17 protein-coding genes are annotated in these 26,376 nt (G+C 69.6%); 10 read left to right on the top strand and 7 right to left on the bottom strand.

Annotated features, from left to right (window positions below):
• Nucleotides 1-27: 27 nt before the first annotated feature.
• The 5 genes from benB to LGM71_RS26460 all read right to left on the bottom strand — a co-directional run bounded on the left by benB (nt 28) and on the right by LGM71_RS26460 (nt 4,489).
• Nucleotides 28-516 carry a benzoate 1,2-dioxygenase small subunit gene (benB, locus tag LGM71_RS26480; RefSeq protein WP_059602469.1) on the bottom strand — a complete coding sequence of 163 codons (489 nt, stop codon included), beginning with the start codon at nt 514-516 and terminating at the stop codon, nt 28-30.
• Complete coding sequence (locus LGM71_RS26475; RefSeq protein ID WP_226117392.1) at nt 513-1,871, bottom strand: Rieske 2Fe-2S domain-containing protein; 1,359 nt, start codon at nt 1,869-1,871, stop codon at nt 513-515. Before LGM71_RS26475 ends, benB begins: the two co-directional genes overlap by 4 nt.
• A gap of 116 nt (nt 1,872-1,987) precedes the next feature.
• The gene (catA, locus tag LGM71_RS26470) at nt 1,988-2,923 is read right to left on the bottom strand and encodes a catechol 1,2-dioxygenase (protein ID WP_226117391.1); all 936 of its coding nucleotides are present in this window, start codon (nt 2,921-2,923) and stop codon (nt 1,988-1,990) included.
• Between the two features lie 73 nt (nt 2,924-2,996).
• Complete coding sequence (gene catC, locus LGM71_RS26465; protein WP_059602461.1) at nt 2,997-3,287, bottom strand: muconolactone Delta-isomerase; 291 nt, start codon at nt 3,285-3,287, stop codon at nt 2,997-2,999.
• Between the two features lie 65 nt (nt 3,288-3,352).
• A complete protein-coding gene (locus LGM71_RS26460; RefSeq protein WP_226117390.1) occupies nt 3,353-4,489 on the bottom strand; it encodes a muconate/chloromuconate family cycloisomerase in 1,137 nt (378 codons plus the stop codon).
• Between the two features lie 25 nt (nt 4,490-4,514).
• Here LGM71_RS26460 and LGM71_RS26455 point away from each other — a divergent pair, with 25 nt between their 5' ends.
• Nucleotides 4,515-4,787, top strand: coding sequence for a hypothetical protein (locus LGM71_RS26455; protein ID WP_226117389.1), 273 nt, complete (start codon nt 4,515-4,517; stop codon nt 4,785-4,787).
• 243 nt (nt 4,788-5,030) lie between these two features.
• Here the strand turns inward: LGM71_RS26455 and LGM71_RS26450 are convergent, their stop codons facing one another.
• Nucleotides 5,031-6,215 (bottom strand): sugar transporter, encoded by a 1,185-nt coding sequence (locus LGM71_RS26450; RefSeq protein WP_124901591.1) that lies wholly within the window; start codon nt 6,213-6,215, stop codon nt 5,031-5,033.
• A gap of 202 nt (nt 6,216-6,417) precedes the next feature.
• Between LGM71_RS26450 and LGM71_RS26445 the strand changes: the two genes are divergently transcribed.
• Entirely contained in the window at nt 6,418-7,092 is a 675-nt protein-coding gene (locus LGM71_RS26445; protein WP_044843419.1) for an HAD family hydrolase, read from the top strand.
• A gap of 103 nt (nt 7,093-7,195) precedes the next feature.
• Here the strand turns inward: LGM71_RS26445 and LGM71_RS26440 are convergent, their stop codons facing one another.
• Nucleotides 7,196-7,438: a DUF6566 family protein gene (locus LGM71_RS26440; RefSeq protein ID WP_151049235.1), complete on the bottom strand. Its 243-nt coding sequence runs from the start codon at nt 7,436-7,438 to the stop codon at nt 7,196-7,198.
• 168 nt (nt 7,439-7,606) lie between these two features.
• Here LGM71_RS26440 and LGM71_RS26435 point away from each other — a divergent pair, with 168 nt between their 5' ends.
• The 8 genes from LGM71_RS26435 to treY all read left to right on the top strand — a co-directional run bounded on the left by LGM71_RS26435 (nt 7,607) and on the right by treY (nt 26,370).
• Nucleotides 7,607-8,095: a phage protein NinX family protein gene (locus LGM71_RS26435; RefSeq protein ID WP_059602449.1), complete on the top strand. Its 489-nt coding sequence runs from the start codon at nt 7,607-7,609 to the stop codon at nt 8,093-8,095.
• A 181-nt stretch (nt 8,096-8,276) separates the two neighbouring features.
• On the top strand, nt 8,277-11,669 hold the full coding sequence (locus tag LGM71_RS26430; protein ID WP_226117388.1) for an alpha-1,4-glucan--maltose-1-phosphate maltosyltransferase: 3,393 nt from the start codon (nt 8,277-8,279) through the stop codon (nt 11,667-11,669).
• A complete protein-coding gene (treS, locus tag LGM71_RS26425; RefSeq protein WP_124901666.1) occupies nt 11,669-15,079 on the top strand; it encodes a maltose alpha-D-glucosyltransferase in 3,411 nt (1,136 codons plus the stop codon). Before LGM71_RS26430 ends, treS begins: the two co-directional genes overlap by 1 nt.
• The gene (gene glgB, locus LGM71_RS26420; RefSeq protein ID WP_226117386.1) at nt 15,076-17,277 is read left to right on the top strand and encodes a 1,4-alpha-glucan branching protein GlgB; all 2,202 of its coding nucleotides are present in this window, start codon (nt 15,076-15,078) and stop codon (nt 17,275-17,277) included. The genes treS and glgB overlap by 4 nt, the downstream gene beginning before the upstream one ends.
• Nucleotides 17,278-17,309: 32 nt before the next feature.
• Nucleotides 17,310-19,424: a glycogen debranching protein GlgX gene (gene glgX / locus LGM71_RS26415; RefSeq protein WP_124901587.1), complete on the top strand. Its 2,115-nt coding sequence runs from the start codon at nt 17,310-17,312 to the stop codon at nt 19,422-19,424.
• A gap of 9 nt (nt 19,425-19,433) precedes the next feature.
• Complete coding sequence (treZ, locus tag LGM71_RS26410) at nt 19,434-21,305, top strand: malto-oligosyltrehalose trehalohydrolase (RefSeq protein WP_226117385.1); 1,872 nt, start codon at nt 19,434-19,436, stop codon at nt 21,303-21,305.
• On the top strand, nt 21,302-23,608 hold the full coding sequence (malQ, locus tag LGM71_RS26405) for a 4-alpha-glucanotransferase (RefSeq protein ID WP_226117384.1): 2,307 nt from the start codon (nt 21,302-21,304) through the stop codon (nt 23,606-23,608). Before treZ ends, malQ begins: the two co-directional genes overlap by 4 nt.
• On the top strand, nt 23,605-26,370 hold the full coding sequence (treY, locus tag LGM71_RS26400) for a malto-oligosyltrehalose synthase (protein WP_226117383.1): 2,766 nt from the start codon (nt 23,605-23,607) through the stop codon (nt 26,368-26,370). The genes malQ and treY overlap by 4 nt, the downstream gene beginning before the upstream one ends.
• Nucleotides 26,371-26,376: the final 6 nt, after the last annotated feature.

The raw sequence follows: 26,376 nt of genomic DNA, 5'->3' as shown, positions 1-26,376 counted from the left end.
CGGTGTTACTTGTCGAATCGATCGGCGTCAGACGTGATACACGTCGAGCACCTGCCGGATGTAGTCGTTCTTCAGCACGATCTTCTTGTTCGAGATCAGCCATGCGTCGCCCGAGCGGCGCAACGTAACGAACATCGTGCCGAAGAAGTGATCGGTCACGCGGTAGCGGTGGTTCAGCGTGTGGAAGTTGTAGCGCACGTCCACCTCGCCGTCGCGCTCGGCCAGCACCTCGACGTTCGTCACGTTGTGGCTGGTGCGCGGCTCGGGCGTCGACGCGCCGCTGCGCTCGGTCTTGATCCGGAACACGCGATCCTCGAGGCCGCCGCGATCCGCGTAATACATCAGCGAGATCTGGCTGTGCGGATCGTCGGTCGGCCGGTCGTCGTCGTCCCACGCGGGCATCCAGTACGTGACGTCTTCCGTGTAGCAGGTCAGCCACTCGTCCCACTCGCGGTCGTCGAGCAGGCGCGCTTCGCGATACAGCGCCGCGCAGATGGTCCGGTAATCGATGTTCATGCTTCCACCTCCCCGCGTTCCTTCTTCAGTGCATCGCGCATCACGTGCACCCAGTGTTCGTGCTGGCACACGAACAGCCCTTCGTCCTCGCTGCGCTCGCCCGAGATGCGCGGGTTCAGCCCCATCCTTTTCGCGTTCTCGTCCGGCCCGTCGATCCATAGCGGCGCGCCGCGCGACAGGTCGTTCCACATCGCCGTGATGCCTGCATAGCCGGCTTGGCATGCACGGAACTCCTCGAGGTCGTCGGCCGTACCCATTCCGGTCACGTTGAAGAAGTCCTCGTACTGGCGGATGCGCGTCGTGCGGTCGGCTTCGCTCTCGCCCTTCGGCGCGAAACAGAAGATGCTGACTTCGGTCTTGTCGACGCCGAGCGGGCGCACCACGCGGATCTGCGTGCTGAACTGGTCCATCAGGAACACGTTCGGGTACACGCACAGGTTGCGCGTCTGGTTCACGATGAAGTCGGCCTGCACGTCGCCGACGCGCGCCTTGATCTCGTCGCGGTGCTGGTACACGGGCCGCACTTCGGGGTTCATCGTCTTGGTCCACAACAGGATGTGGCCGTTGTCGAAGCCGTACACGCCCGCGACCGACTTGCTCCAGCTGTTCGCGTCGACGGCCTTGGTGCCGTCTTCCTTGCGGCGGCCCATCGTCGCCGCGTAGTTCCAGTGCACGGTGCTCACGTGATAGCCGTCGCAACCGTTCTCCATCTGCATCTTCCAGTTGCCTTCGTAGATGTAGGAGGAGTTGCCGCGCAGCACTTCGAGCCCGTTCGGCGCCTGGTCGACGATCTGGTCGATGATCACGCGCGCCTCGCCGAGATACTCCTCGAGCGGCAGCACGTCGTCGGTCAGGCTGCCGAACAGGAAGCCGCGGTAGTTCTGGAATCGCGCGACCTTCTTCAGGTCGTGCGAGCCGTGCGTGTTGAACTGCACCGGATACTCGGTCGTCTTCTCGTCCTTCACCTTCAGCAGCTTGCCGGTGTTCGAGAAGGTCCAGCCGTGGAACGGGCACGTGAAGCTGCCCTTGTTGCCGTGCTTGCGGCGGCACAGCATCGCGCCCTTGTGCGCGCACGCATTGATCACCGCGTGCAGCTCGCCTGTCTTGTCGCGCGTGATGACGACCGGCTGGCGGCCGATCCACGTCGTGTAGTAATCGTTGTTGTTCGGGATCTGGCTCTCGTGCGCGAGGTACACCCAGTTGCCCTCGAAGATGTGCTTCATCTCGAGCTCGTAGAGCGCCTCGTTCGTGAAGATGTCGCGGCGGCAGCGGAAGACGCCGGCTTCCTTGTCGTCCTGCACGGCTGTGGCGAGCAGGTGGTCCAGTTCGGTGGTGTGGTCGATCGTGGCGGACATGTTGGTTCCTCCTGTGTGCGTGCCGGGTCCTGCAAGCACGCTCGCATCGGTATCGATTGAATCTCGCGGGGACCCGGCCGGCGGCGGCGCAGGCGCGCCGCCGTGCCGTCGGGCGGTTATGCCGTGGCGGAAGCGCGCAGGCGTTCGACGATCTGGTTGTCCTTGCCCTCGACGCGTGGCGTCAGGACGAAGTTGAACTCGATGTCCTGATATGCGTCGGCCTTCAGCCCGAGCGCGGCGCCGCCGGTCTTGCTGGTGACGGGCGGAATCAGCTCCTCGCGCGTCGCATACGCGAAGTCGTCCCAGATCAGCGGGTCGCCGTCGATGTTGAACTGCGTCGTCAACTTGCGGTGGCTGTCGCTGGTCACGAAGAAGTGCACGTGCGCCGGGCGGTTGCCGTGACGGCCGAGGCGGTCGAGCAGCTGCTGCGTCGCGCCCTGCGGCGGGCAGCCGTAGCCGACCGGCATCAGCGTGCGGAATTCGTACTTGCCATCCGCGCCCGTCTTCACCGCGCCGCGCAGGTTGAAATCGCTCTGTGCGCCGGTCGGGTCGAAATGCGAGTAGAAGCCGTGCGAGTTCGCGTGCCAGCACTCGACCAGCGCGCCGGCCACCGGCTTGCCGTCGACCCCCGTGACCGTGCCGTGGATCACCAGCGGGCCCGCGCCTTCATCCGCATCGAGGTCGATCTTCGCGACGCCGTCGCGCACCGGCGCGCCGCCGACGTACAGCGGGCCTTCGATCGTGCGCGGCGTGCCGCCGTCGAGTCCGATCGCCTCGTCCTCCGCGTCCATCCGGATGTCGAGATACTTCTCGAGGCCGAGGCCGGCCGCGAGCAGCGCCGCCTCGCCGTCCTGGCCGAGCTTGTTCAGGTAGTTAACACCGGCCCACACTTCGTCCGGCGTAAGGTCGAGGTCGTCGATCGCCTTGAACAGGTCGCCGAGCAGCCGCAGCACGACCTGCTGCGTGCGCGCGTTGCCGCCATTGGCGCCCGCGTTCGACGCGGCCTTCAGCAGATCCTGCACTTCCTTGGTTTCGAATACTTTGACGCTCATGATGGTGTCTCCACGTGTATTTTGGGGAAAGGTGACCCGGTGTCCGCCGTTGCGGAAGAGGCGGCTCCGTGGTTCAAACGTCGCCGTCGTGTATCGACGACGGGTGGCGACACAACGGCGTCACCGAAATCTTCATGTACGGGAACAGCGGCAGGCCGGTCAGGATCTCGTGCAGCTCGGCGTTGCCGGACACGTCGAACACGCTGTAATTCGCGTATTCACCGGCGATGCGCCAGATGTGGCGCCACTTGCCGCTGCGCTGCAGGTCCTGCGAATACGCCTTCTCGCGGGTCTTGATCTCGTCGGCCACGCCGGCCGGCATGTCGGCTGGGAGGTTGACGTCCATGCGTACGTGGAAAAGCATCGTGATGTCCTGGTGCGTGATCGTGTTATCGCGGGTTGTCGCGGGTTGTCGCGCGTGATCGCGATTCAGCGGGAGACTTTCGTCAGCCCGTCGCGGGTGAAGCGCGCGATCTTCGCTTCGTCGAGCTCGATGCCGAGGCCCGGGCCGCTCGGTACGGTCAGTTCGAAATCGCTGTAGTCGAGCGGGGTCGTGAGAATCTCTTCGGTAATCAGTAGCGGTCCGAACAGTTCGGTGCCCCACTGCAGGTTCGCGAAGCTCGCGAACAGATGCGCGGACGCGACCGTGCTGAACGCGCCTTCGAGCATCGTGCCGCCGTACAGCTCGATGCCGGCCGCATCCGCGATCGCCGCGACGCGCTGCGCCGCGAAGAGGCCACCGCTCTGCTCGATCTTGATCGCGAACACGTCCGCGCCGTGATGCTTCGCGATCTCGAATGCGCTGTCCGGGCCCTGCAGGATTTCGTCGGCCATCAGCGCGACCGGGAAGCGGCGCATCAGCCGTGCGAGCGCCGCGGCCGACGCAACCGGCTGCTCGACCAGTTCGCAGCCGGCATCGGCGAGCGCCGGAATCGCACGCGCGGCCTGCGTTTCGCTCCACGCCATGTTCACGTCGACGCGCACCGATGCGCGCTCGCCCACCGCCCGCTTGATCTCGGCCACGTGGCGGATGTCCGCGTCGAGCGCCTTCGCGCCGATCTTCAGCTTGAACACGTTGTGGCGGCGCAGGTCGAGCATCCGCTCGGCTTCGGCGATATCGGTCGCCGTGTTGCCCGATGCGAGCGTCCACGCGACCGGCAGGCGATCGCGCCGGCGGCCGCCGAGCAACTCGCTGACCGGCACGCCGAGGCGCTTGCCGTGCGCGTCGAGCAGCGCGGTTTCGAGCGCGCTCTTCGCGAAATGATTGACCTTCGCGAGCTTGCCGAGGAACGCCATCAGCGCCTGGATGCGCGTCGCATCCTTGCCGATGATCGCCGGCGCGAGGTATGCGTCGATCGCGAGCTTCATCGCTTCCGGGCTTTCAGGGCCATAGGCCATCCCGGCAATCGTCGTGCCTTCGCCTGTGCCCGTCACGCCGTCGCTGCAGGTCACCTTCACCAGCATCAACGTCTGGCCGTGCATCGTGGCGACCGACAGCTTGTGCGGACGAATCGTCGGCAGGTCGACGAGGCGGGTTTCAATGCGTTCGATGGTGACGGGAGACATGGGGCACGCTGCGTGTGGTGAGTTCATGGAACGGATTTATACGCGGCGGGGAAATGGACCGTCCAATACTTTTGGCCTCGCTTTTTCATACCTGTCAGGTATTGAAATGCGCTTTAGATCGCCGAATATTGCATTGCGCCATACCCGTTTTGTCTGGTTGGCGTGGCTGGAAGGCTTGCTGGGAGGAGCGGGACAGGTTTCAGGGCACCGCGTGGCGAGCAGTGAAATGCGGGCAGGCTGGTGGTTCGCGACGTCGACGGAAATCGAGGTCGGTACGGGCGGATCAGGGTTTTCCTGATGGGAATGCGGTGTGGCCCGCCGCCCGTATTCCGCACGAAGGCACCGCGATGCGGCCACGTCCCCGTGGCCAGATCATTGCGGTGGCGATAGGCGCCTGAAGCGCTTCCACAGTGTCTTCAATGTCTGATGATCTGCAGCCACGCGAGCGACCAGAAAGCCTCAAGCAAAGGCCGCGCCCGGCATGGCATGTGGCATGCGGCATGCCGCATGCCGCATGCAGTGCGATGGCACCGACGGCGGACTACGCCACCGCCGGCCGCTCATGCAGCCGCAACGCGGCCCACGCGATCCCGGCGGAGAAGATCCCGACCACCCCGCCGAACGTGCCGATCCACGGCAGGCCGAAATCCCCGGCGATATGGTTGCCGAGCAGCGCGCCGGCACCGATGCCGACGTTGTACAGCCCGGAAAAGATCGACACCGCGAGATCGGTCGCCTCGGGCGCGAGCTTCAGCACCCAGGCCTGCATCGCGAGCCCGAAGCAGACGATCGCGCCGCCCCACACCAGCGTGTGAACCGACAGCGTGACGATGTTCAGCGCGCTCGGGAACAGGATCAGCAGGCACGCCGACAGCGCGATGATCGACGCGAGCAGGAAATCGGCAGGCCGCTCCGGAAACACGCGGTTGAAACAGACCGCGGCCGGCATGCCGGCGACGCCGAACAGGATCAGCACGTAGGTAATCCGGCTGCTGCTCGCGTGATTGACGCTCTGCACGAACGGCTCGATGTACGTGTACGACGTGAAATGCGCGGACACGACCAGCACGGTGATCGCGTACAGCGATACCAGCGCCGGCTTCCTGAGAAACATGCCGATGCTGGACAGCGATCCGGCGCCCTGGCTCGGCAGCGTCGGCAGCGTCGCGCGCAGCATCAGCAGCGCGACGGCCGCAGCGCCGCCGATCACGAGGAACGTCACGCGCCAGCCGAGCGCCTCGCCGATCACGCGCCCGAGCGGAATGCCGGCGACCATCGCGATCGCCGTGCCCATCGCGAGCAGGCTCAACGCGCGGCTTTTCCGGTCGCTCGGCGCGAGCCGCACGGCCAGCGGGACGGAAATCGACCAGAATACCGCATGCGCGCACGCGATGCCGAGCCGGCCGATCATCAGCACCGTGAAATTCCACGCGACGCCGGTGACGACATGGCTGCCGATGAACACCAGCAGCGCGCAGCTCAGCAGCTTGCGACGTTCGACATGGCGCGTGACGAACGTCAGCGGCAGCGACACGACCGCGACGGCCCACGCGTAGATCGTCAGCATCAGGCCGACGTCGGTCGGCTGCATCCGCAGGCTGTCGCCGATCGCGCTCAGCAGCGCGACGGGCACGAATTCGGTGGTGTTAAAGATGAAGGCAGTGAGTGCCAGGGCCAGGACGCCCCACCACGACTGTTCGGAACTGACGGCGTCCGGAGTTGCCATACGGGAATTCGACGAGGGTTGGGGGCGCGTGCGGCGCGGGCAGCCGGCCCGGCGCATCGGCGCGATTGTACCAGCGGCAAACGACACGCCGCTGCCGGCCGCGGCGCCGGGACATGGCGATGACACGGCCGCGCGCCGATAATGCGTCGAAGGACTTTTCGCGGACGATTCGCCCGAACCTCATCGGGCCAGGAGATTCAACATGCGCATTGAAACGTCGTTTCTGTTCGATCTCGACGGCACGCTCGTCGACAGCGTCTACCAGCACGTGCTCGCGTGGAAGGAAGCGCTCGATGCCGAGGGCATCGAGCTGTCGGTGTGGCGCATCCACCGCAAGATCGGGATGAGCGGCGGCCTGTTCCTGAACCAGCTGCTGCGCGAGACGGCCGGCGACATCGACGCCGAGCGCGTCGAACGGCTCGCGCGGCTGCACGCGGCCGCGTACCAGCGGCTGCGCGCGCAGGTCCGGCCGCTGCCGGGCGCCCGCGAGCTGCTGGCCGCGCTGTCGAACGCGGGCATCCGCTGGGCGATCGCGACCAGCGGCCGGATGGAAACGGCGGCCATCAACCTCGAGGCGCTGGGCGTCGATCCGGCGAAGAACGTGGTCGTCACGCGCGATCAGGTCAAGTATGCGAAGCCGGATCCCGATCTGTTCCTGACGGCCGCCGCGAAGCTGAACGTGCCGATCGAGCATACGGTGGTGGTTGGCGACAGCATCTGGGACATGCTCGCCGCGAGCCGCTGCCGCGCGCTGGGCGTCGGGTTGCTGTCCGGCGGTTACGGCAGCGACGAGCTGGAACGCGCGGGCGCGCTACGCGTGTATGACGATCCGGCGGATCTGCTGTGGCACCTCGACGAGATCGCGGCGCGGCCGTGATGCCTGAATCGTCCGCCTGACCCGCGGCGTCCGGCTCTCCGGCGTCACCTTCGTCGGTTTGTCGCGCCGCGTGCAAGCTTCCGGCCGCGCCGGTCGGGTCGGGTCAATCGTCATCGACGCGCTTGTCGACCAGATAACGCCCGCGCTCGACACCCGCGCGCAGCGCCTCGTCCTCGGTTTTCCACTCCGGGCCGGCCGGCTCCGGCACGCTGAGCTCGATGCGCGCGCCGTCGACATACACCTGCACTTCGTCATCCCACGCGCCGCGCGCGTTGCGCCGCGCCCAGACGCGAATCTCGTGGCCGCGATACGGGTCGCGCACCTGTGCGTCCTGTTGATGCTGCATGCTGGCCCCCTCTGCTTATCTGCGATGGCGATGCAAAAAATGCGCGCCGCATGATCGCCGCGCGCGCCGTCGGCCCCGTGAGCACACGCCGTGCCCGCTATCCGGCAGCCCGGCACGCAGCTTGCGCACGCGTCCCACCGCGCTGACAAACCCTGAAGGAGCTTGCCCATGCGAACCGACGAACTCGCCGGAACGGCCCTCGACTATTGGTGCGCGCGCGCGTTGTGCGCGGACGACGAAGACACGCTGTGCTTCACGGCCGTCGAGCCGCAACTGATCGTGACCGCCGCGTGCGATGCATTGCGGCGCCTCGATGCACATTTCGCGCCGTCGGCGTCGTGGGCCGACGCGGGAGCGGTGCTCGATCGCGTCGGCGACCTGCGGATCGCGCGGCGCGGCGACGGCGTCGAATGCGACGCATGCTTCATCGACGGTCCATCGACCTGCGCGGCGCGCGCGACCGACCCGCGCACCGCGCTGCTGCGCGCGTTCGTGCGGGCGCGCTTCGGCGACGACGTCGATACCCCGCCGGCGTTCGCGCACCGGATCGAGCGCGGCGCGCCGGTGCGTTACGACCCCGGAGCGCCGCTTCCCGAAGCGGACGACGATCCGGCCGCCGGCGACAGTTCGGACATCCGCTCGATTCCGCGCATGTGACGACGCCGGACGCGCCCCGCTCCGCGCACGATGCAACGACCGTACAGCGTTTATGTAAAAACGACAGAGGTTCAGTACGCGGCATCCCGTACGCACGTTGCCGCGCGGGGCGCAGCGCCGCAGGCACGCGGGTTGCGGCGCACGGCCGTTACCGTTCGCCGCCGCCCGCCCACGCCATTCCATGAACGTCACGCCCCCCTTCGCCCCACACCTCTACTTCTGCGATGCCCGCCTCGTCGGTCCGCTCGACGCGTGGCCAGACACGTTCGCACACATCGCGGGCATGGGCTTCGATCACGTGCTGATCGGCGGCTTCTGGGCCGCCAGCGTCGCGGGTTTTCCGCGTCACGTCGCCGACTTCCATCGGCCGGCCGCGACGTTCGCGACGCGCGCCGGCGCGCTCGAGACGTTCTCGCGGCTCGCGCAGCTCGCGCACGGCCACGGGCTGCGCGTGATGCTCGAAGTCGTGCCCGATCGCATCGCGCGCGACAATCCGCTGCGCGTCGAGCATCCGGACTGGTACGTCGAGCGCTCGCACGACGACGCGCTGATCGATCCGCGCCGCGCCGCGCATGAACTCGACGTCGCGCATGCACAGGTCGGCGAGGATTCGACACACGACGCACTCGCCGCGTGGTGGTGCGCGCATCTCGCTGCGTTCGCGGACGCCGGCGCGGCCGGCTTCCTGATCGACGCGCCGCATCATCTGCCGGCCGCGTGGTGGCCCGGCTGGCGCGCGGCGCTGCGGCGCGCGCGCCCGGACGTCACGGTGCTGGCCGGCGTACCCGGCCATGCGCGCGACGCGCTCGCGCAATTCGAGCCGGCCGGCTTCGACGCGGTGTTCTCGTCGGTACGCTGGTGGGATCTACGTTCGCCGTGGTTCGCGGACGAACACCGTCTGTTGCGGCGCATCGGCTCGCCGATCGCGTTTCCCGACGCCTACGACGGTCCGCGTCTCGCCGACGACTGGCGCGACGCGCCGGACGAGACGGTCGCCCGGGCGTATCACCGCGCGTTGTGGACCGCGGCGGCGGTCGGCACAGGCTGGCTCGTGCCGATGGGCTTCGAACGCGGCGTCACGCTGCCGCTGATGGCACGCGATGCGGATGCCACGCGCTATCGCGCCGCGTTCGACGGCGCGCGCTTCGACCTGTCCGGCGCGATCGCCGACGCGAATGCATGGCGCCGCGCGACGCCGCTCGCGGCCCAGCGCGGCGAAATCGCGCAACTGAGCGCGCCCGGCGCAGCCGCGACCGCGCTGTTGCGCGGCACGGGCCCGTCGCTCGAGCACGACGACACGGCACTGCTGATCGCGCTGAATCCCGATCTCGATGCCGAAGCGCTGGTCGATCCCGCCACGATCCTGCCTGGCGTGCCGGGCTGCTTCACCCATATCGCGACGCCGGACGGCGCGCGCAAGCACGCGCCGGTCGCGCTGGAAGCGTTCACGCTCGAACCCGGCGGCTATGCGCTGCGCGAAACCTGGCGCGCGCCGCCGGCGATCCCGCGCGCCGACGCCGCGAGCGAGCGCACCGCGCTGTCCGCCGCGCTCGCGGCCGACCGGATCGCGATCGAACGCGTCGAGCCGGCCGTGGACGGCGGCCGCTTCGCGATTAAGCGCGTGATCGGCGAAACGCTGGTTGTGCACGCATCTATTTTCTCGGACGGGCATGCGCATCTCGCGGCAGCATTGCAATGGAGCGCGGACGACGAGGACGACTGGCGCGAAGTGCCGTTCGTCGCCGAGCCGAACGATCGCTGGCACGCGCGCATCTCGCTCGACCGGCTCGGCCGCCACGCGTTCCGCGTGATCGCATGGCGCGACGACTGGGCATCGCTCGTCACCGACATCGCGAAGAAGCGTGCGGCCGGCCAGGACGTGACGCTGGAGGTGCGCGAAGCGCAACTGCTGCTCGCGACCGCGCTGAAGCAGGCCGACCCGGCCGATCCGCGCGCGATCGGGCAGATGGAACGGCTGAGCGCCGACTTCAAGGACGCGTCGCCCGACGAACGCCTCGCGCTGATCGGCGCGCCCGCGCTCGCCGATGCCTTCGCGGCGCTGCGCTACCGGCCGTTCGTCACCCATGACGAAACGGTTTATCCGGTCGACGTCGAGCGCCGCGCCGCGCGCTTCTCGAGCTGGTACGAAATGTTCCCGCGCTCGGCGAGCAACGATGCGCACCGGCACGGCACGTTCGACGACGTGATCGCGCAGTTGCCGCGCATCCGTGACATGGGTTTCGACGTGCTGTATTTCCCGCCGATCCACCCGATCGGCACGACCGCGCGCAAGGGCCGCAACAACACGCTGAAGGCCGGCCCGGACGACGTCGGCAGCCCGTACGCGATCGGCTCGCACGACGGCGGCCACACGGCCGTGCATCCGCAGCTCGGCACGCTCGCGTCGTTCCGGACGCTGGTCGAGGCGGCGCGCGCGCAAGGGCTCGAGATCGCGCTGGACTTCGCGATCCAGTGCTCGCCCGACCATCCGTGGCTCGCCGCGCACCCGGGCTGGTTCGCATGGCGGCCCGACGGCTCGCTGCGCTTCGCGGAAAATCCGCCGAAGCGCTACCAGGACATCGTGAATCCCGACTTCTACGCGCCGGACGCGCTGCCCGACTTGTGGGTCGCGTTGCGCGACGCGGTGCTGTTCTGGGTCGACGCGGGCGTGCGGATTTTCCGCGTCGACAATCCGCACACGAAGCCGCTTCCGTTCTGGGCGTGGATGATCGCCGACGTGCGCGGCAAGCATCCGGACGTCGTGTTCCTGTCGGAGGCGTTCACGCGGCCGGGCATGATGTACCGGCTCGCGAAGGTCGGCTTCTCGCAGTCGTACACGTATTTCACGTGGCGCGAGACGAAGCGCGAGTTCATCGATTACCTGACCGAGCTGACGGCCGGCCCGCCGCGCGAGTTTTTCCGGCCGAACTTCTTCGTGAACACGCCCGACATCAATCCGCGCCACCTGCAGAATGCGCCGCGCTCGCAGTTCGTGATCCGCGCGGCGCTCGCGGCGACGCTCGCCGGCTCGTGGGGCCTGTATTCGGGCTTCGAGATCGGCGAATCGGCGCCGCTGCCCGACAGCGAGGAATACGCGGATGCGGAGAAATACGAGCTGCGCGCGCGCGACTGGAACAAGGCCGCGCACATCGGCGCCGAAGTCGCGCGGCTGAACCGCGCGCGGCGCGAGCATCCGGCGCTGCAAACTCACCTTGGCCTCACGTTCGCCGACGCGGACAACGACCAGGTCCTCGTGTTCGTGAAGGCGACGCCCGCGCACGACAGCGTCGTCGCGGTCGCGATCAGCCTCGACCCGTGGCACCCGCAGGCCGCGAACTTCACGCTCGACGCGTCGCTGTGGCGGGGCTTCGGGCTCGTCGACGGCGAACCGCTCGACGCGTTCGAACAGGACGCCGCGCATGCCGAAACGTGGCGCGGGCATCGCCAGTACGTATCGCTCGACCCGCACGTGCGGCCGTATGCGATCTGGCGGCTCGCGCCGTCTGCCGGCGCCGCGCGAGCGGCGGCGCCCGAGCCGGGCGACGCCCGACACCCTTCCGGAGCACACGCATGATGAAACGCGAAGACTCCCTCGACGACGTGCGCCGCGCGCAGTTCCCCTCGCTCGCACCGGCCGGCACGCCGCGCCGGCGCCGGTCGAGGCGCCGCGCGCCCGCGCTCTGCGCGGACGATCCGCTGTGGTACAAGGACGCGATCATCTACCAGGTGCACGTGAAGTCGTTCTACGACTCGAACAACGACGGGATCGGCGACTTCCCCGGCCTGATCATGAAGCTCGACTACATCGCCGAGCTCGGCGTCGACACGATCTGGCTGCTGCCGTTCTACCCGTCGCCGCGCCGCGACGACGGCTACGACATCGCCGATTACCGCGACGTGCATCCCGACTACGGCACGCTCGCCGACGTGCGGCGCTTCATCCGCGAAGCGCACGCGCGCGGGATCCGCGTGATCACCGAACTGGTGATCAACCACACATCGGACCAGCATCCGTGGTTCCAGCGCGCGCGGCGCGCGAAGCCCGGCTCGATACATCGCGACTACTACGTGTGGTCCGATACCGACACGAAATACACCGGCACGCGGATCATCTTCCTCGATACCGAAACGTCGAACTGGACGCACGACCCGATTGCAGGCCAGTACTACTGGCACCGCTTCTACTCGCACCAGCCGGACCTGAACTTCGACAATCCGGCCGTCGTGCGCGAGGTGCTCCAGGTAATGCGCTTCTGGCTCGATCTCGGCATCGACGGACTGCGGCTCGACGCGGTCCCGTACCTGGTCGAGCGCGAAGGCACCAACAACGAGAACCTGCCGGAGACGCATGCGATCCTGAAACGCATTCGCGCGACGATCGACGCCGAGTATCCGAACCGGATGTTGCTCGCGGAAGCGAACCAGTGGCCGGAAGACGTGCAGGAATACTTCGGCCACGAGGATGAATGCCACATGGCATTCCACTTCCCGCTGATGCCGCGCATCTACATGTCGATCGCGAGCGAGGACCGCTTCCCGATCGTCGACATCATGCGGCAGACGCCGGCGCTCGCGCCGAGCAACCAGTGGGCCGTGTTCCTGCGCAATCACGACGAGCTGACGCTCGAGATGGTGACCGACTCGGAGCGCGACCTGCTGTGGCAGACCTATGCGTCCGACCGGCGCGCGCGGCTCAACCTCGGCATCCGGCGCCGCCTCGCACCGCTGATGGAGCGCGACCGGCGCCGCATCGAGCTGATCAACTCGCTGCTGCTGTCGATGCCCGGCACGCCGGTCATCTACTACGGCGACGAACTCGGGATGGGCGACAACATCCACCTCGGCGACCGCGACGGCGTGCGTACGCCGATGCAATGGTCGTCGGACCGCAACGGCGGCTTCTCTCGCGCGGACCCGGAACTGCTGGTGCTGCCGCCCGTGATGGGCTCGCTGTACGGCTATGACGCGGTCAACGTCGAGGCGCAGACGCGCGACCCGCATTCGCTGCTGAACTGGATGCGCCGCATCCTGTCGACGCGTCGCGCGACGCAGTCGTTCGGGCGCGGCACGATCCGCTTCCTGCGCCCGGAGAACCGCAAGGTGCTCGCGTACCTGCGCGAACTCGAAGGCCACGAGACGGTGCTGTGCGTCGCGAACCTGTCGCGCTCGTCGCAGGCGGTCGAACTCGACCTCTCCGAATTCGCGGGCCGCGTGCCGATCGAGATGACGTCGGACTCGGCGTTTCCGCCGATCGGGCAGCTCACTTACCTGCTCACCTTTCCGCCGTACGGGTTTCTATGGTTCGTGCTGTCCGAGCACGGCCGCGAGCCGTCGTGGCGGCAGCCGCACGCGGAGCCGCTGCCCGAGTACGTGACGATCGTGATGCGGCGCGGCGACGTGCGGCCCGACGTCGGGCAGCTGCATACGCTCGCGCACGATGCGCTCGCGTCGTGGCTCACGCGGCGGCGCTGGTTCGCGTCGAAGGACCGCAAGATCGGCAATGCGTGGCTGAATGTCGTCACGCCGATACCGGACGAGCCGTTCCAGTACGCGGAGGCCTGGGTGTCCGCGAGCGATGGCGGCGTCGAACGCTACGTCGTGCCGCTGGCTGCCGCATGGGGCGGCGAGACGTCGCATCCGCTGTTCGCCCAGCTCGCGCTCGCGCGCGTGCGGCGCGGCCACACGGTCGGCTACCTGACCGACGCGTTCGCGCTGCCCGCGTTCGCGCGCGGGATGCTGCGCAAGCTGCGCGACGGCGCGACGGTGCCGACGTCCGACGGCGGCCGCCTCGACTTCCTGCCCGAACATGCGCTTGCCGCGCTCGACCCCGGCGACGACGCCGACGTGCGCTGGCTCGCGGCCGAGCAGAGCAACAGCTCGCTCGTGATCGGCGACGAGATCGTGCTGAAGCTGGTGCGCAAGGTCGCGCACGGCATCCATCCGGAAGCGGAGATGAGCCGCCACCTGACGCGGATCGGCTACGCGAACACCGCGACGCTCGCCGGCGAGGTCGTGCACGTCGATCCGGACGGCTCGCCGCATACGGTCGCGATCCTGCAGCGCTACGTCGACAACCAGGGCGACGCGTGGACGCGTTCGTTCGACTTCCTGAAACGCGCGGTCGACGAGCTCGCGCTGCCCGCCGTCGCCGACGGCGAAGCGGCCGAGCCCGACGAGGAACCGGATGCGCTGCTCGGCTACGCGGCGTTCGCGGGCATCGTCGGCACGCGGCTCGGCCAGCTGCACGTCGCGCTGGCGCAGCCGTGCGACGACCCGGCGTTCACGCCGGAGCGCGCGACGCCCGAGCACGTCGACGGCTGGTGTTTCGACGCGATCACGTCGTTCAGGCACGCGCTCGACGTGCTGGCCACGCGGCTCGATGCGCTCGATCCGGCCATGCGCGCCGCCGCCGACACGCTGCTCGCGTCGCGCGACGCGGCCGTGCAGGCGCTTGGCGAACTGGTGCCGCGCACGCTCGACGCGCAATGCACGCGGATTCACGGCGATTTCCATCTCGGCCAGGTGCTCGACGTGCAGGGCGACGCGCTGCTGATCGACTTCGAGGGCGAGCCCGCGCGTCCGCTCGCGCGGCGCCGCGCGAAGTCGCATCCGCTGCGCGACGTGGCCGGCTTCCTGCGCTCGCTGTCGTACGTGAGCGCGACCGCGCAATTCGCGATCGAGAAGGCGCCGCCGCAGGCGGCCGGCCGCAAGCGTGCGCTGTTCGACCGCTTCGGGCAGGCCGCCGCCGACCGCTTCGTCGAATGCTATCGCGCGGCCGCCGACGAGGCGCCCGAACGCTTCGTCGACCCGCGCTACGCCGATCGCCTGCTCGCGCTGTTCCTGATCGACAAGGCGTCGTACGAGCTGTGCTACGAGGCCGCGAACCGCCCCGACTGGCTCGGCGTGCCGGTCGGCGGGCTCGCCGCGCTCGTCGAACGCCTGCTCGACGCGCACGGCACACCCGACAACGGAGGCGCCCAATGACCGACACGCTGTTCGACCGTCGCGATATCGATGCACTGCTCGCCGGCCGCCATCCAGACCCGTTTGCGTGCCTCGGCCCGCACGGGGATGCCGGGCGGATCGTCGTGCGCGCACTGCTGCCCGGCGCGCGGCGCGTGCGCGCGGTGACGCCCGACGGCGACGAGCTCGGCACGCTCGCGTGCGTGAACGACGCCGGCTGTTTCGCGGGGACGCTCGCGCACGACGGCCACTACAGGCTCGCGATCGACTGGCCCGACACGCGCCAGGTGACCGACGACGCCTATGCGTTCGGCATGCTGCTCGACGACGCGGCGCTCGCGCGTTTCGCGGCCGGCGACCCGGCCGCCGTGCTCGACTGCCTCGGCGCGACGCCCGCGCGCATCGACGGCGTCGACGGCGTGCGCTTCGCGGTGTGGGCGCCGAACGCGCAGCGCGTGTCGGTGGTCGGCGACTTCAACGTCTGGGACGGCCGTCGTCATCCGATGCGGCTACGGCGGCCGTGGGGCGTGTGGGAGCTGTTCGTGCCAGGCATCGGCGCAGGCGAGCACTACAAGTACGAGCTGCGCGCGAGCGACGGGCGCGTGCTGCCGCACAAGGCCGACCCGTGCGCGCGAGCGACCGAGGCACCGCCGCGCACCGCGTCCGTCGTCGCCGACACGGCGGCGCTCGACGCGTTCGCGTGGCACGACGACGACTGGCTGCGCGCACGGCCGCACGCGGACCGCCGCTTCCGCATCCCATGGTCGATCTACGAGGTGCATGCGGAGTCATGGCAGCGCGTGCCCGAGGAAATGGACCGTAGCGCGACCTGGGACGAGCTCGCCGAGCGGCTGATCCCGTACGTGCACGGCATGGGCTTCACGCACGTCGAATTCATGCCGATTTCCGAGTATCCGTTCGGCGGCTCGTGGGGCTACCAGCCGCTCGCGCAGTTCGCGCCGTCCGCGCGCTTCGGGCCGGTCGACGGTTTCGCGCGCTTCGTCGATCGCGCGCATGCGGCCGGCATCGGCGTGATCGTCGACTGGGTGCCCGCGCACTTCCCCAACGACCCGCACGGTCTCGCGCAATTCGACGGCAGCGCGCTGTACGAGCACGCCGACCCGCGCGAAGGCATGCATCCCGACTGGAACACCTGCGTGTTCAACCTCGGGCGCAACGAGGTCGGCGCGTTCCTCGTCGCGTCGGCGCTCGCATGGGCACGGCGCTATCACGTCGACGGGATCCGCGTCGACGCGGTCGCGTCGATGCTGTACCGCGACTATTCGCGCAAGGAAGGCGAGTGGGTGCCGAATGTCCACGGCGGGCGCGAGAATCTCGAATCGGTCGCGTTCCTGCGCACGCTGAACGACACGCTGCACGGTGCGCTCGCGCCGCAGGGCGTCGTCACCTTCGCGGAGGAATCGACGGCGTGGCCGGGCGTCACCGCGTCGACCGGCGACGGCGGGCTCGGCTTCGACTTCAAGTGGAACATGGGCTGGATGCACGACACGCTCGCGTATCTGCGCGAGGATCCGGTCCATCGCCGCTATCACCACGACCGGATGACGTTCGGGCTCGTCTATGCGTTCTCCGAACGCTTCGTGCTGCCGCTGTCGCACGACGAGGTCGTGCACGGCAAGGGCTCGCTCGCCACGAAGATGCCCGGCGACGCGTGGCAGCGGCTCGCGACGCTGCGCGCTTACTTCGGCTTCATGTGGGCGCATCCCGGCAAGAAGCTGCTGTTCATGGGCAGCGAATTCGCGCAATGGGCCGAGTTCGCGCACGACGCGACGCCGCACTGGGACCTGCTCGACGCGCCCGCGCATCGCGGCGTGCAACGGCTCGTGCGCGACCTGAACCGCGTGTACGCGGCCGAACCGGCGCTGCATGCGCTCGACTGCCACGCAGAAGGCTTCGCGTGGCTGATCGGCGACGATCGCGACAACAGCGTGTTCGCGTTCGCGCGCCGCGACGATGTCGGACGCCTCGTCGTCGCGATCAGTAACTTCACGCCGGTGCCACGCGCCGGCTATCGCATCGGGCTGCCCGCGCCCGGCCAGTGGCGCGAGCTGATGAACACCGATGCGGCCGTGTACGGCGGCACCAATGCCGGCAACGACGGCGCCGTGTGGGCGGAAGCCGTGCCCGCGCACGGCGAATCGTGGTCGGCCACGTTGCGCCTGCCGCCGCTCGCGACCGTATGGCTGAGCCCTGCCTGACACCCGGCGACCTCGACACGGAGACCCGCCCCATGCCGACCGCCCTGCCATCCCGACTCGATCCCGGCCGCGCCTATCCGCTCGGTGCGACCTGGGACGGTCTCGGCACCAACTTCGCGGTGTTTTCCGCGCACGCGCAGCGCATCCAGCTGTGCGTGTTCGATCCGACCGGCCGCAAGGAACTCGCACGGCTCGACCTGCCCGAGTGCACCGACGAGGTGTGGCACGGGTACCTGCCGAACGCGCATCCGGGCACCGTGTACGGCTTTCGCGCGGACGGCCCGTACCAGCCGCAGCATGGCCACCGCTTCAATCCGACCAAGCTGCTGCTCGACCCGTACGCGCGCAAACTGGTCGGTCATTTCCGCTGGTCCGACGCGCTGTTCGGCTATCGCGTGCATTCGAACCGCGCGGACCTGTCGATGGACCGCCGCGACTCGGCGCCCGCGATGCCGAAGGCCGTGGTCGTCGACGAGGCGTTCGACTGGCGCACCGACCAGCGCCCGAACGTGCCGTGGCGCAGCACCGTGATCTACGAAGCCCACGTGCGCGGCGCGTCGATGCGCCGCGCCGGACTGCGCGCGCCGGAACGCGGCACCTTCGCGTCGCTCGCGCATCCGGCATTCGTCGATCATCTGCTGTCGATCGGCGTGACGACCGTCGAGCTGCTGCCCGTGCACGCGTTCCTGCAGCAGCGCGCGCTCGTGAATCGCGGACTGCGCAACTACTGGGGCTACGACACGGCCGCGTTCTTCGCGCCGGAGCCGTCGTATCTGTCGACGCGACGGCTCGACGAAATGCGCATCGCGATCCGGCAGCTGCACGCGGCCGGCATCGAGGTCGTGCTCGACGTCGTCTACAACCATACTTGCGAAGGCAACGAACTCGGCCCGACGCTGTCGTGGCGCGGCCTCGACAATGCCAGCTACTACCGGCTGCGGCCCGGCGACCCGCGTTACCACGTCGACGAGACCGGCTGCGGCAATACCTTGAACATGTCGCATCCGCGCGTCGTGCAGATGGTGATGGACTCGCTGCGCTACTGGGCCACCGCGTTCAATATCGACGGCTTCCGTTTCGATCTCGGCGTGACGCTCGGCCGCGAGGATCACGGCTTCGAGCCTGGCGCGGGGTTTTTCGACGCGTTGCGGCAGGACCCGGTGCTCGCGCAGCGCAAGCTGATCACCGAGCCGTGGGACCTCGGGCCCGGCGGCTATCAGCTCGGCCGCCACCCGCCCGGTTTCGCCGAATGGAACGACCGCTTTCGCGACACCGTGCGGCGCTTCTGGCGCGGCGACGCAGGGCAACGCCCCGAACTCGCCGCGCGCCTCGCGGGCTCGGCCGACCTGTTCAATCATCAACGGCGCCATACGTGGGCATCGGTGAACTTCGTCACCGCGCACGACGGCTTCACGCTCGCCGATCTCGTTTCGTATGCGCACAAGCACAACGAGGCAAACGGCGAGGACAGCCGCGACGGTCGCGACGACAACTGCAGCGCGAACTGGGGCGTCGAAGGCGCGACCGACGATGCGTCGATCTGCGACCTGCGCGCGCGCGTCGCGCGCTCGATGCTCGCGACGCTGTTCACCGCGCTCGGCACGCCGATGATCGTCGCCGGCGACGAATTCGGTCGCACGCAGCACGGCAACAACAACGCGTATTGCCAGGATAACGAACTGTCGTGGCTCGACTGGGACCTTGCACGCAGCGACGAAGGCGTGCAGATGACGCGTTTCGTGTCGCGGCTCGCCGCGCTGCGGCGCATGTACCCGGTGATGTCCGCGCCGCGCTATCCGTCGGGCGACCGCGACGGCGCGCCCGGCATGCACGAGATCGACTGGTTCGACGAGCGCGGCGGCGCGCTGAGCGTGCCCGCGTGGGAGGACGGCGAGCGTCGCGCGCTAACGATGCGACGCGTCGGCACGGGCCGCACCGGACGCACCGAGGCATTGCTCGTGATGCTGAACGCGTCGACGCACCCCATCACGTTCAGGCTCCCCGCGCCGGTGCTCGACTACCGCGTGCTGCTCGACACCGCGACGCCCGACGCCGGGCCGCGTTCGTGGCCCGAGGCCGGCCTCGACGTCGCCGCGCACGCCGCCGTGATCGCCGTCGCTGCCGTGCCGCCCTCCCCGCCCGCGTAAGGAGCCGCCATGACGTCACGTACCGCCCATCCGCCCGTCTCACACGCGTTCGCCTCGTCGTTCGGCGCGGCCTGCATCGACGCGGCGCATACGCGGTTCCGCCTGTGGGCACCCGCGAGCCGCACGGCCACCGTCGAACTGCACGGCGAGCAGCGCATCCCGATGCCGGCCGCGGGCGACGGCTGGTTCGAGGTCGTCGCGCCGTATGGCCCCGGCACGCTGTACCGCTACCTGCTCGACGACGGTCTCGCCGTGCCCGATCCCGCGTCGCGCTTCCAGCCCGATGGCGTGCATGGCCCGAGCCAGGTCGTCGATCCGGCCGCGTACCGCTGGCTCAACGATGCGTGGCGCGGCCGGCCGTGGCACGAGACGGTGCTGTATGAACTGCACGTCGGCGCGTGCGGCGGCTATGCGAACGTCGAGCGGCGCCTGCGGAATATCGCCGCGCTCGGCGTGACCGCGATCGAACTGATGCCCGTCAACGCGTTCCCTGGCGCGCGCAATTGGGGGTACGACGGCGTGCTGCCGTTCGCGCCCGACGCGTCGTACGGACGCCCTGAGGAACTGAAGGCACTCGTCGACACCGCCCACGGGCTCGGGTTGCAGGTGTTGCTCGACGTCGTGTACAACCACTTCGGCCCCGAAGGCAACCTGCTGCCGCGCTATGCACCAGCATTTTTCCGTGCGGACCGGCAGACCGCATGGGGGCCCGCAATCGACTTCTCGCGTGCGCAGACGAGCGCGTTCTTCATCGACAACGCGCTGTACTGGCTCGACGAATTCCGTTTCGACGGCCTGCGCATCGACGCCGCGCACGCGATCGACGACGACGCGTGGCTGCGCGCGCTCGCGCGCCGCGTGCGCGCGTACGCGGGCGACGCGCGTCACGTGCATCTGGTGCTCGAGAACGAACGCAATGCGGCGAGTCTGCTCGGGCCCGGCGGCTTCGACGCGCAGTGGAACGACGACTTCCACAACAGCGCGCACGTGCTGCTGACCGGCGAGCGGGAAGGCTACTACCGCGCGTACGCCGATGCGCCGCTGCGCCATCTCGCGCGCACGCTCGGCGAAGGGTTCGCGTACCAGGGCGAGCCGTCGCCGCTGCACGGCGGCGCACCGCGCGGCGAGCCGAGCGCGCACCTGCCGCCGACCGCGTTCGTCACGTTCCTGCAGAACCACGACCAGATCGGCAACCGCGCGTTCGGCGAACGCCTGCGCGCGCTCGCGAACGACGACGCGGTGCGCGCGGCCACCGCCCTGATGCTGCTCGCGCCGCAGATTCCGCTGCTGTTCATGGGCGAGGAAGACGGCAGCACGCAGCCGTTCCAGTTCTTCACCGACTATCGCGGCGAACTCGCCGACGCCGTGCGCGAAGGCCGGCGCCGCGAGTTCCCCGCGTTTCCCGCGTTCGCCGATCCCGCGCATCGCGACGCGATTCCCGATCCGAACGACGTCGGCACCTTCTTGCGCTCGTCGCCCGGCCATGCGGGTGAGGACGCCTGGCCCGACGCCGACGCGTGGCGGCGCTTCTATCGCAGCGCGCTGACCGTGCGCGCGGCGCTCGTGACGCCGCACCTGCCGGGCGCCCGCGCGCTCGGCGTCGAGCTGCTGGCCCGCAACGACGACGGCGCCGAGGTGGCGCTCGTCGCACGCTGGCGGCTCGGCGACGGCAGCACGCTGACGATCGCGTTCAATCCCGGCTCGCACGACGCGGTGCTGTCGGCGCTGCCGGTCGGCAAGATCGTGTTCGAAACGCCGCCGCGCGCGCGCGACCGTCTGGCCGACGAGCGGCTGCCTGCGCGCACCTGCATCGCGTGGCGCGACGGCGCGGTCAACCACGATGCGCTGAGCCACCGCTCGAACGCGCATACGCGGCCATGACGACCGACGTCCCGATCGCCGAACTCGCGCGTGCGGCCGGGCTGGAACCCGACTGGATCGATGCGGGCGGCATCGCCCGGCGAGTCGACGACGACGCGCTCATCGCGCTCGTCGGTGCGCTCGGCTGGCCGTGCGGCACGCCGATCGAGCGGGTCGACAGCGCGGCCGCGCTCGCCGCCGCGCACGACGCGACGCCGCGCGTCGTGACCGGCGACGCCGGCGTGCCGCTCACGCTGCCACGCGGTGTCGCACCGCCCGGCGCACGCTTCCGGATTTCACTCGAAACGGGCGGACACGTCGACGGGCGCGTGAGCGGCACGGGCGAATACAGCACGCTGCCGCCGCTCGCGCTGCCCGGCTATCACGCGCTCGACATCGGCGAGCAGCGGATCCGGCTTGCGATCGCGCCGCCGCGTACACGGCCGTTCGATGCCTGCGACGACGCGCCGGACGCGCGGCGCCGCTGGGGCATCGCGGCTCAGATTTACAGCCTGCGCCGCACCGGCGACGACGGCGCAGGCGACTACACCGCGCTCGCCGGCCTCGCCACGCGTGCGGCGCGGCACGGCGCGCACGCGGTCGCAATCAGTCCGACGCATGCCGGGTACCCGGCGCTGCCCGAGCACGACAGCCCGTATTCACCGTCGTCGCGGCGTTGGCACAACGTCGCGTATCTCGACTGCGATGCGGTGCCGGGGGCCGATATCGTGCGGCGAATGAGCGGCGCGGCGCCTGGCATGCCGAACACAGCCGACGCGCCGCTGATCGACTGGCCGCACGTGCTGCCGCTGAAGCTGCGCCGGTTGCGCGCGTGTTTCGATGCGTGGCGCGCGAACGGCGAGCCGTCGCGCGACGCGTTCGAGCGGTTCCGCGCGGCGGGCGGCACGGCACTCGACGCGCACGCGCGCTTCGACGCGCTGCAGGCGTTCTGCATCGAACACGGGATCGGCGCGGACTGGCGGCAATGGCCCGCGCAGTGGCTGACGCCGGCGTCAGCCGAGGTCGACGCCTTCGCCCATGCGCATGCCGAGACGATCGCGTTCCATACGTTCCTGCAATGGTGCGCGTCGGACGCGCTCGGCAACGCACAGCGTGCGGCGCGCGATACGGGCATGACGATCGGGCTGATCGCCGATCTCGCGGTGGGCTCCGATCGCGCGGGCAGCGATGCGTGGGCGCACGGCACGACACTGCTGCGCGGCGTGTCGGTCGGCGCGCCGCCCGACCTGTTCAATGCAGACGGCCAGGCATGGGGCGTGACGACGTGGACGCCCGCCGCGTTGCGCGCGAATGGCTTCGCGCCGTTCGTCGAGCTGCTGCGCGCGGCCTTCGCGCATGCGGGCGGGATCCGCATCGATCACGTGCTCGGCTTCGCGCGGATGTGGATCGTGCCGGAGGGCCGGTCGCCGCGCGACGGGGCGTACCTGCGCTATCCGTTCGACGATCTCGTGCGGCTCGTCGCGCTGGAAGCGGCACGGCATCGCGCGGTCGCGATCGGCGAGGATCTCGGCACGGTGCCGGAAGGTTTTCGCGAGCGGCTCGGCGCGCAGGGTATCGCGGGGATGCGCGTGCTGTGGTTCGAACGTGACGCCGGTCGCGCGTTTCGGCCGCCGTCGGCGTGGGATCGCGACGCGATCGCGATGACGTCGACGCATGATCTGCCGACTGTGGCCGGCTGGTGGCGTGGTGTCGATCTCGAATGGCGGCGGGTCGTGGCCGGGGCGGGCCCGGACGCGGATGCCGATACCGATGCGGCCACGCATGCGGCTGACCGGAGCGACCAGGTGCGGCGAGCCGCGAGTGCACGCAATGCCGGCGACGACATCGGTCGCGCCGCGGCCGCACACGGCTCGGGCCGCGACGAACGGAACAATCCGGTCATGCGTGACGATACGCCGGCCACGGATGACAGCCACGGCGCGCCCTCCGCGCAGAACACACCGTCGCCCGCCCCGGACCTCACGACCGCCCGGGCCGAACGCGCCACCGACCGCGCTATGCTGTGGCGCGCGTTGCAGCACGCGGGCTGCGCACCGGCGAGCGATCCGGTCCCGCCCGCCGATATGCCGCCGGTCGGCGCCGTCCTCGCGTACGTCGCGCGCAGCCCGTCGCCGCTCGCGATCGTGCCGCTCGAGGATCTGCTCGCACTGGCCGAACAGCCGAACCTGCCCGGCCCGCCATGCGGCCACCCGAACTGGCTGCGCCGATTGCCGCGCACGGTCGACGCGCTGTTCGACGCTGACGTGCGCACACGCATCGCGGCGATCGAGCGCGCACGCCATGTACCGGAGAACGACGCATGATCCCGCGCGCGACCCTGAGATTGCAACTGCATGCGGGCTTCACGTTCGAGGACGCGGCCGCGCACGCAGACTATTTCGCGCGGCTCGGCGTGAGCCACCTGTACCTGTCGCCGATCACGACGGCCGAGCCCGGCTCGACGCACGGCTACGACACCGTAGACCATCGCACGACCCGCGCCGAACTCGGCGGCGAAGCCGGTTTCCGCCGCCTCATCGACGCGCTGCGTGCGCGCGGCCTCGGCGTGATCGTCGATATCGTGCCGAACCACATGGGTGTCGGCGGCGCGTCGAACGGCTGGTGGAACGACGTGCTCGAATGGGGACCGGCGAGCCCGTACGCACACTACTTCGACATCGACTGGCATCCGCCCGATACGGCGCTCGACGGCAAGGTGCTGCTGCCCTGCCTCGGCGCACCCTACGGCGACGCGCTCGCGGCCGGCGACATCATGCTCGGCGCCGATCCTTCAGCCGGATGCTTCTTCCTCGCCTGCCCGGGCAGGAGGTTGCCGGTCGCCGCCGCAACTTATGCAGAAATTCTGCGCATCGCCAATCGGGCGGACCTGAACGCACTCGCCGAACGTTTCGCTGGCGCGCCGGTACGTGGCAGCGCGCGCCTCGCGGATGCACACGCGGCGCTGCGCGACTACGCCGCCACCCATGGCCCGCATGCGTTCGACGCGATCCTGCGCGGCGCCGATCCGCGCCGCGCGCGCTCGCGCGCGTGCCTGCACCGGCTGCTCGAACGCCAGCATTACCGCCTCGCATGGTGGCGCACGGCCGCCGACGAACTGAACTGGCGGCGCTTCTTCGACATCGCGACGCTCGCAGCCGTGCGCGTCGAAGACGAAGCGGTGTTCGACGCGGTGCACGCACTGCCGTTGGAACTTCATGCCGCCGGCTTCATCGACGGCCTGCGCGTCGATCACGTCGACGGCCTCGCCGACCCGCGTGCGTACTGCCGGCGCCTGCATGCGCGGCTCGCCGCGCAGCGCGACGAGCGGCCGTATGTCGTCGTCGAGAAGATCCTTGCTGCAGGCGAGACGCTGCGCGAGGACTGGGGCGTCGACGGCACGACCGGTTACGACTTCATGAACGACGTCGCCGCGCTGCTGCACGACCCGGCTGGTGCCGCGCCGCTCGCCGCGCACTGGGCGGCCGTGTCGGGTTCGGCGCGCTCGTTCGCTCAGGAAGCGGTGGCCGGCAAGCGGCGCGTGCTGACACGGCAGCTTGCGGGCGAGCATGAACGCGTCGCGCGGGCGTTGCACCGCGTCGCCCGTGCCGCGCCCGCGACGCGCGACATCAGCCGGATTGCGATCCATCGGGTGCTGGGCGAGCTCGCCGTGCATCTGCCCGTGTACCGGCTCTACCCGACCCTCGGCGACGAGCCGACCGGCGCCGATCGTCGCGTGCTGGCGCACGCGTACGACGCGGCGTGCGCGGCGATCGATCCGTCCGACCGCTACGCGCTCGATCGCGTCGCCGGCTGGCTCGGGCTGCCCGGCACGCGCGTGCCGCGCGCGGATGCCGCGGCGCTGCACGCGGCGCGTGTCGCGTTCGCGCAACTCACCGCGCCGCTCGCCGCGAAGGGTGTCGAGGACACGGCCAACTATCGCTACGGACGGCTGCTGTCGCGCAACGAGGTCGGCGCCGATGCCGGCGAGTTCAGCCTGTCGCGCGGCGCGTTCCATGCACGCAACCGGCGACGCGCGCGCACCGTTCCGCACACGCTCGTCGCGACGGCGACGCATGATCACAAGCGCGGCGAGGATGCGCGCGCGCGGCTTGCGGTGCTGAGCGAAGTGCCGGACCGGTGGCGCGCGGTGTCGCTCGAGTGGTCCGCGTTGAACCAGCCTTGGCGCGGCGGCGCGCATCGCGATCTTGCATGGACGCCGGGGCCTTCCGCGGAGGCGATGCTGTACCAGACGCTGGTCGGCTGCTGGCCGCCGGGGCTCGCGCCCGACGATGCGGCCGGACTCGCGGCGCTCGCGGAGCGCGTGGTGCAGTGGCAGACGAAGGCGCTGCGCGAGGCGAAACGGCATACGGACTGGCTCGCGCCGAACGCGGACTACGAGCGCGCTTGCGAGGCGTTCGTCCGCGCGATCCTGACGCCGCACGGCACGCGCGATTTCGCGCATCGACTGCATGCGTTCGTCGCGCGGATCGCGCCGGCCGGCGTCGTCAACAGTCTCGCGCAGGCGGCGTTGCGGATGGCGTCGCCGGGCGTGCCCGATCTGTATCAAGGTACCGAGTCATGGGATCACTCGCTCGTCGATCCGGACAACCGGCGCGACGTGCCGTTTGCGAGGCTGGCGGCCGAGCGGGTCGACGAACCGGTCGCCGCGTACCTGCGCGACTGGCCCGATGCGCGGGTGAAGCGCGCGCTCGTCGAGCGGATGCTCGCGTTGCGCACGCGCTGGCCAACGACGTTCGCGGACGGCGCGTACGTGCCGCTGCGCGTTCGCGGAAAACTCGGGCGGCACGCGGTGGCGTTCGCGCGCTGCGACGAAACGGCGACGATCGTGGTCGCGGTGACGCGGCTCGCGTGCCGGCTGCTCGGCGAAGCGCCGGCGCTGCCGCGCGTGGAACCCCGGGCATGGGGCGATACGGCCGTGGTCGTACCGCAAGGTGCCGGCGAGCGGTGGATCGACTGGCTGAGCGATGGAAGCGAAGTCGCGGCGCCTGACGGCGTGATTCGGCTCGAGCGCTGTCTGGGTGCGTTGCCGGTGGCGGTGCTCGTCGCGGCACGCGTTCGGAATTGAATCGGT

It is taken from the genome of Burkholderia sp. AU33545, from assembly GCF_020419685.1.
Taxonomy (GTDB): domain Bacteria; phylum Pseudomonadota; class Gammaproteobacteria; order Burkholderiales; family Burkholderiaceae; genus Burkholderia; species Burkholderia diffusa.
The sequence above is the reverse complement of the archived record's forward strand: the minus strand, read 5'-3'. Positions and strand labels throughout refer to the sequence as shown.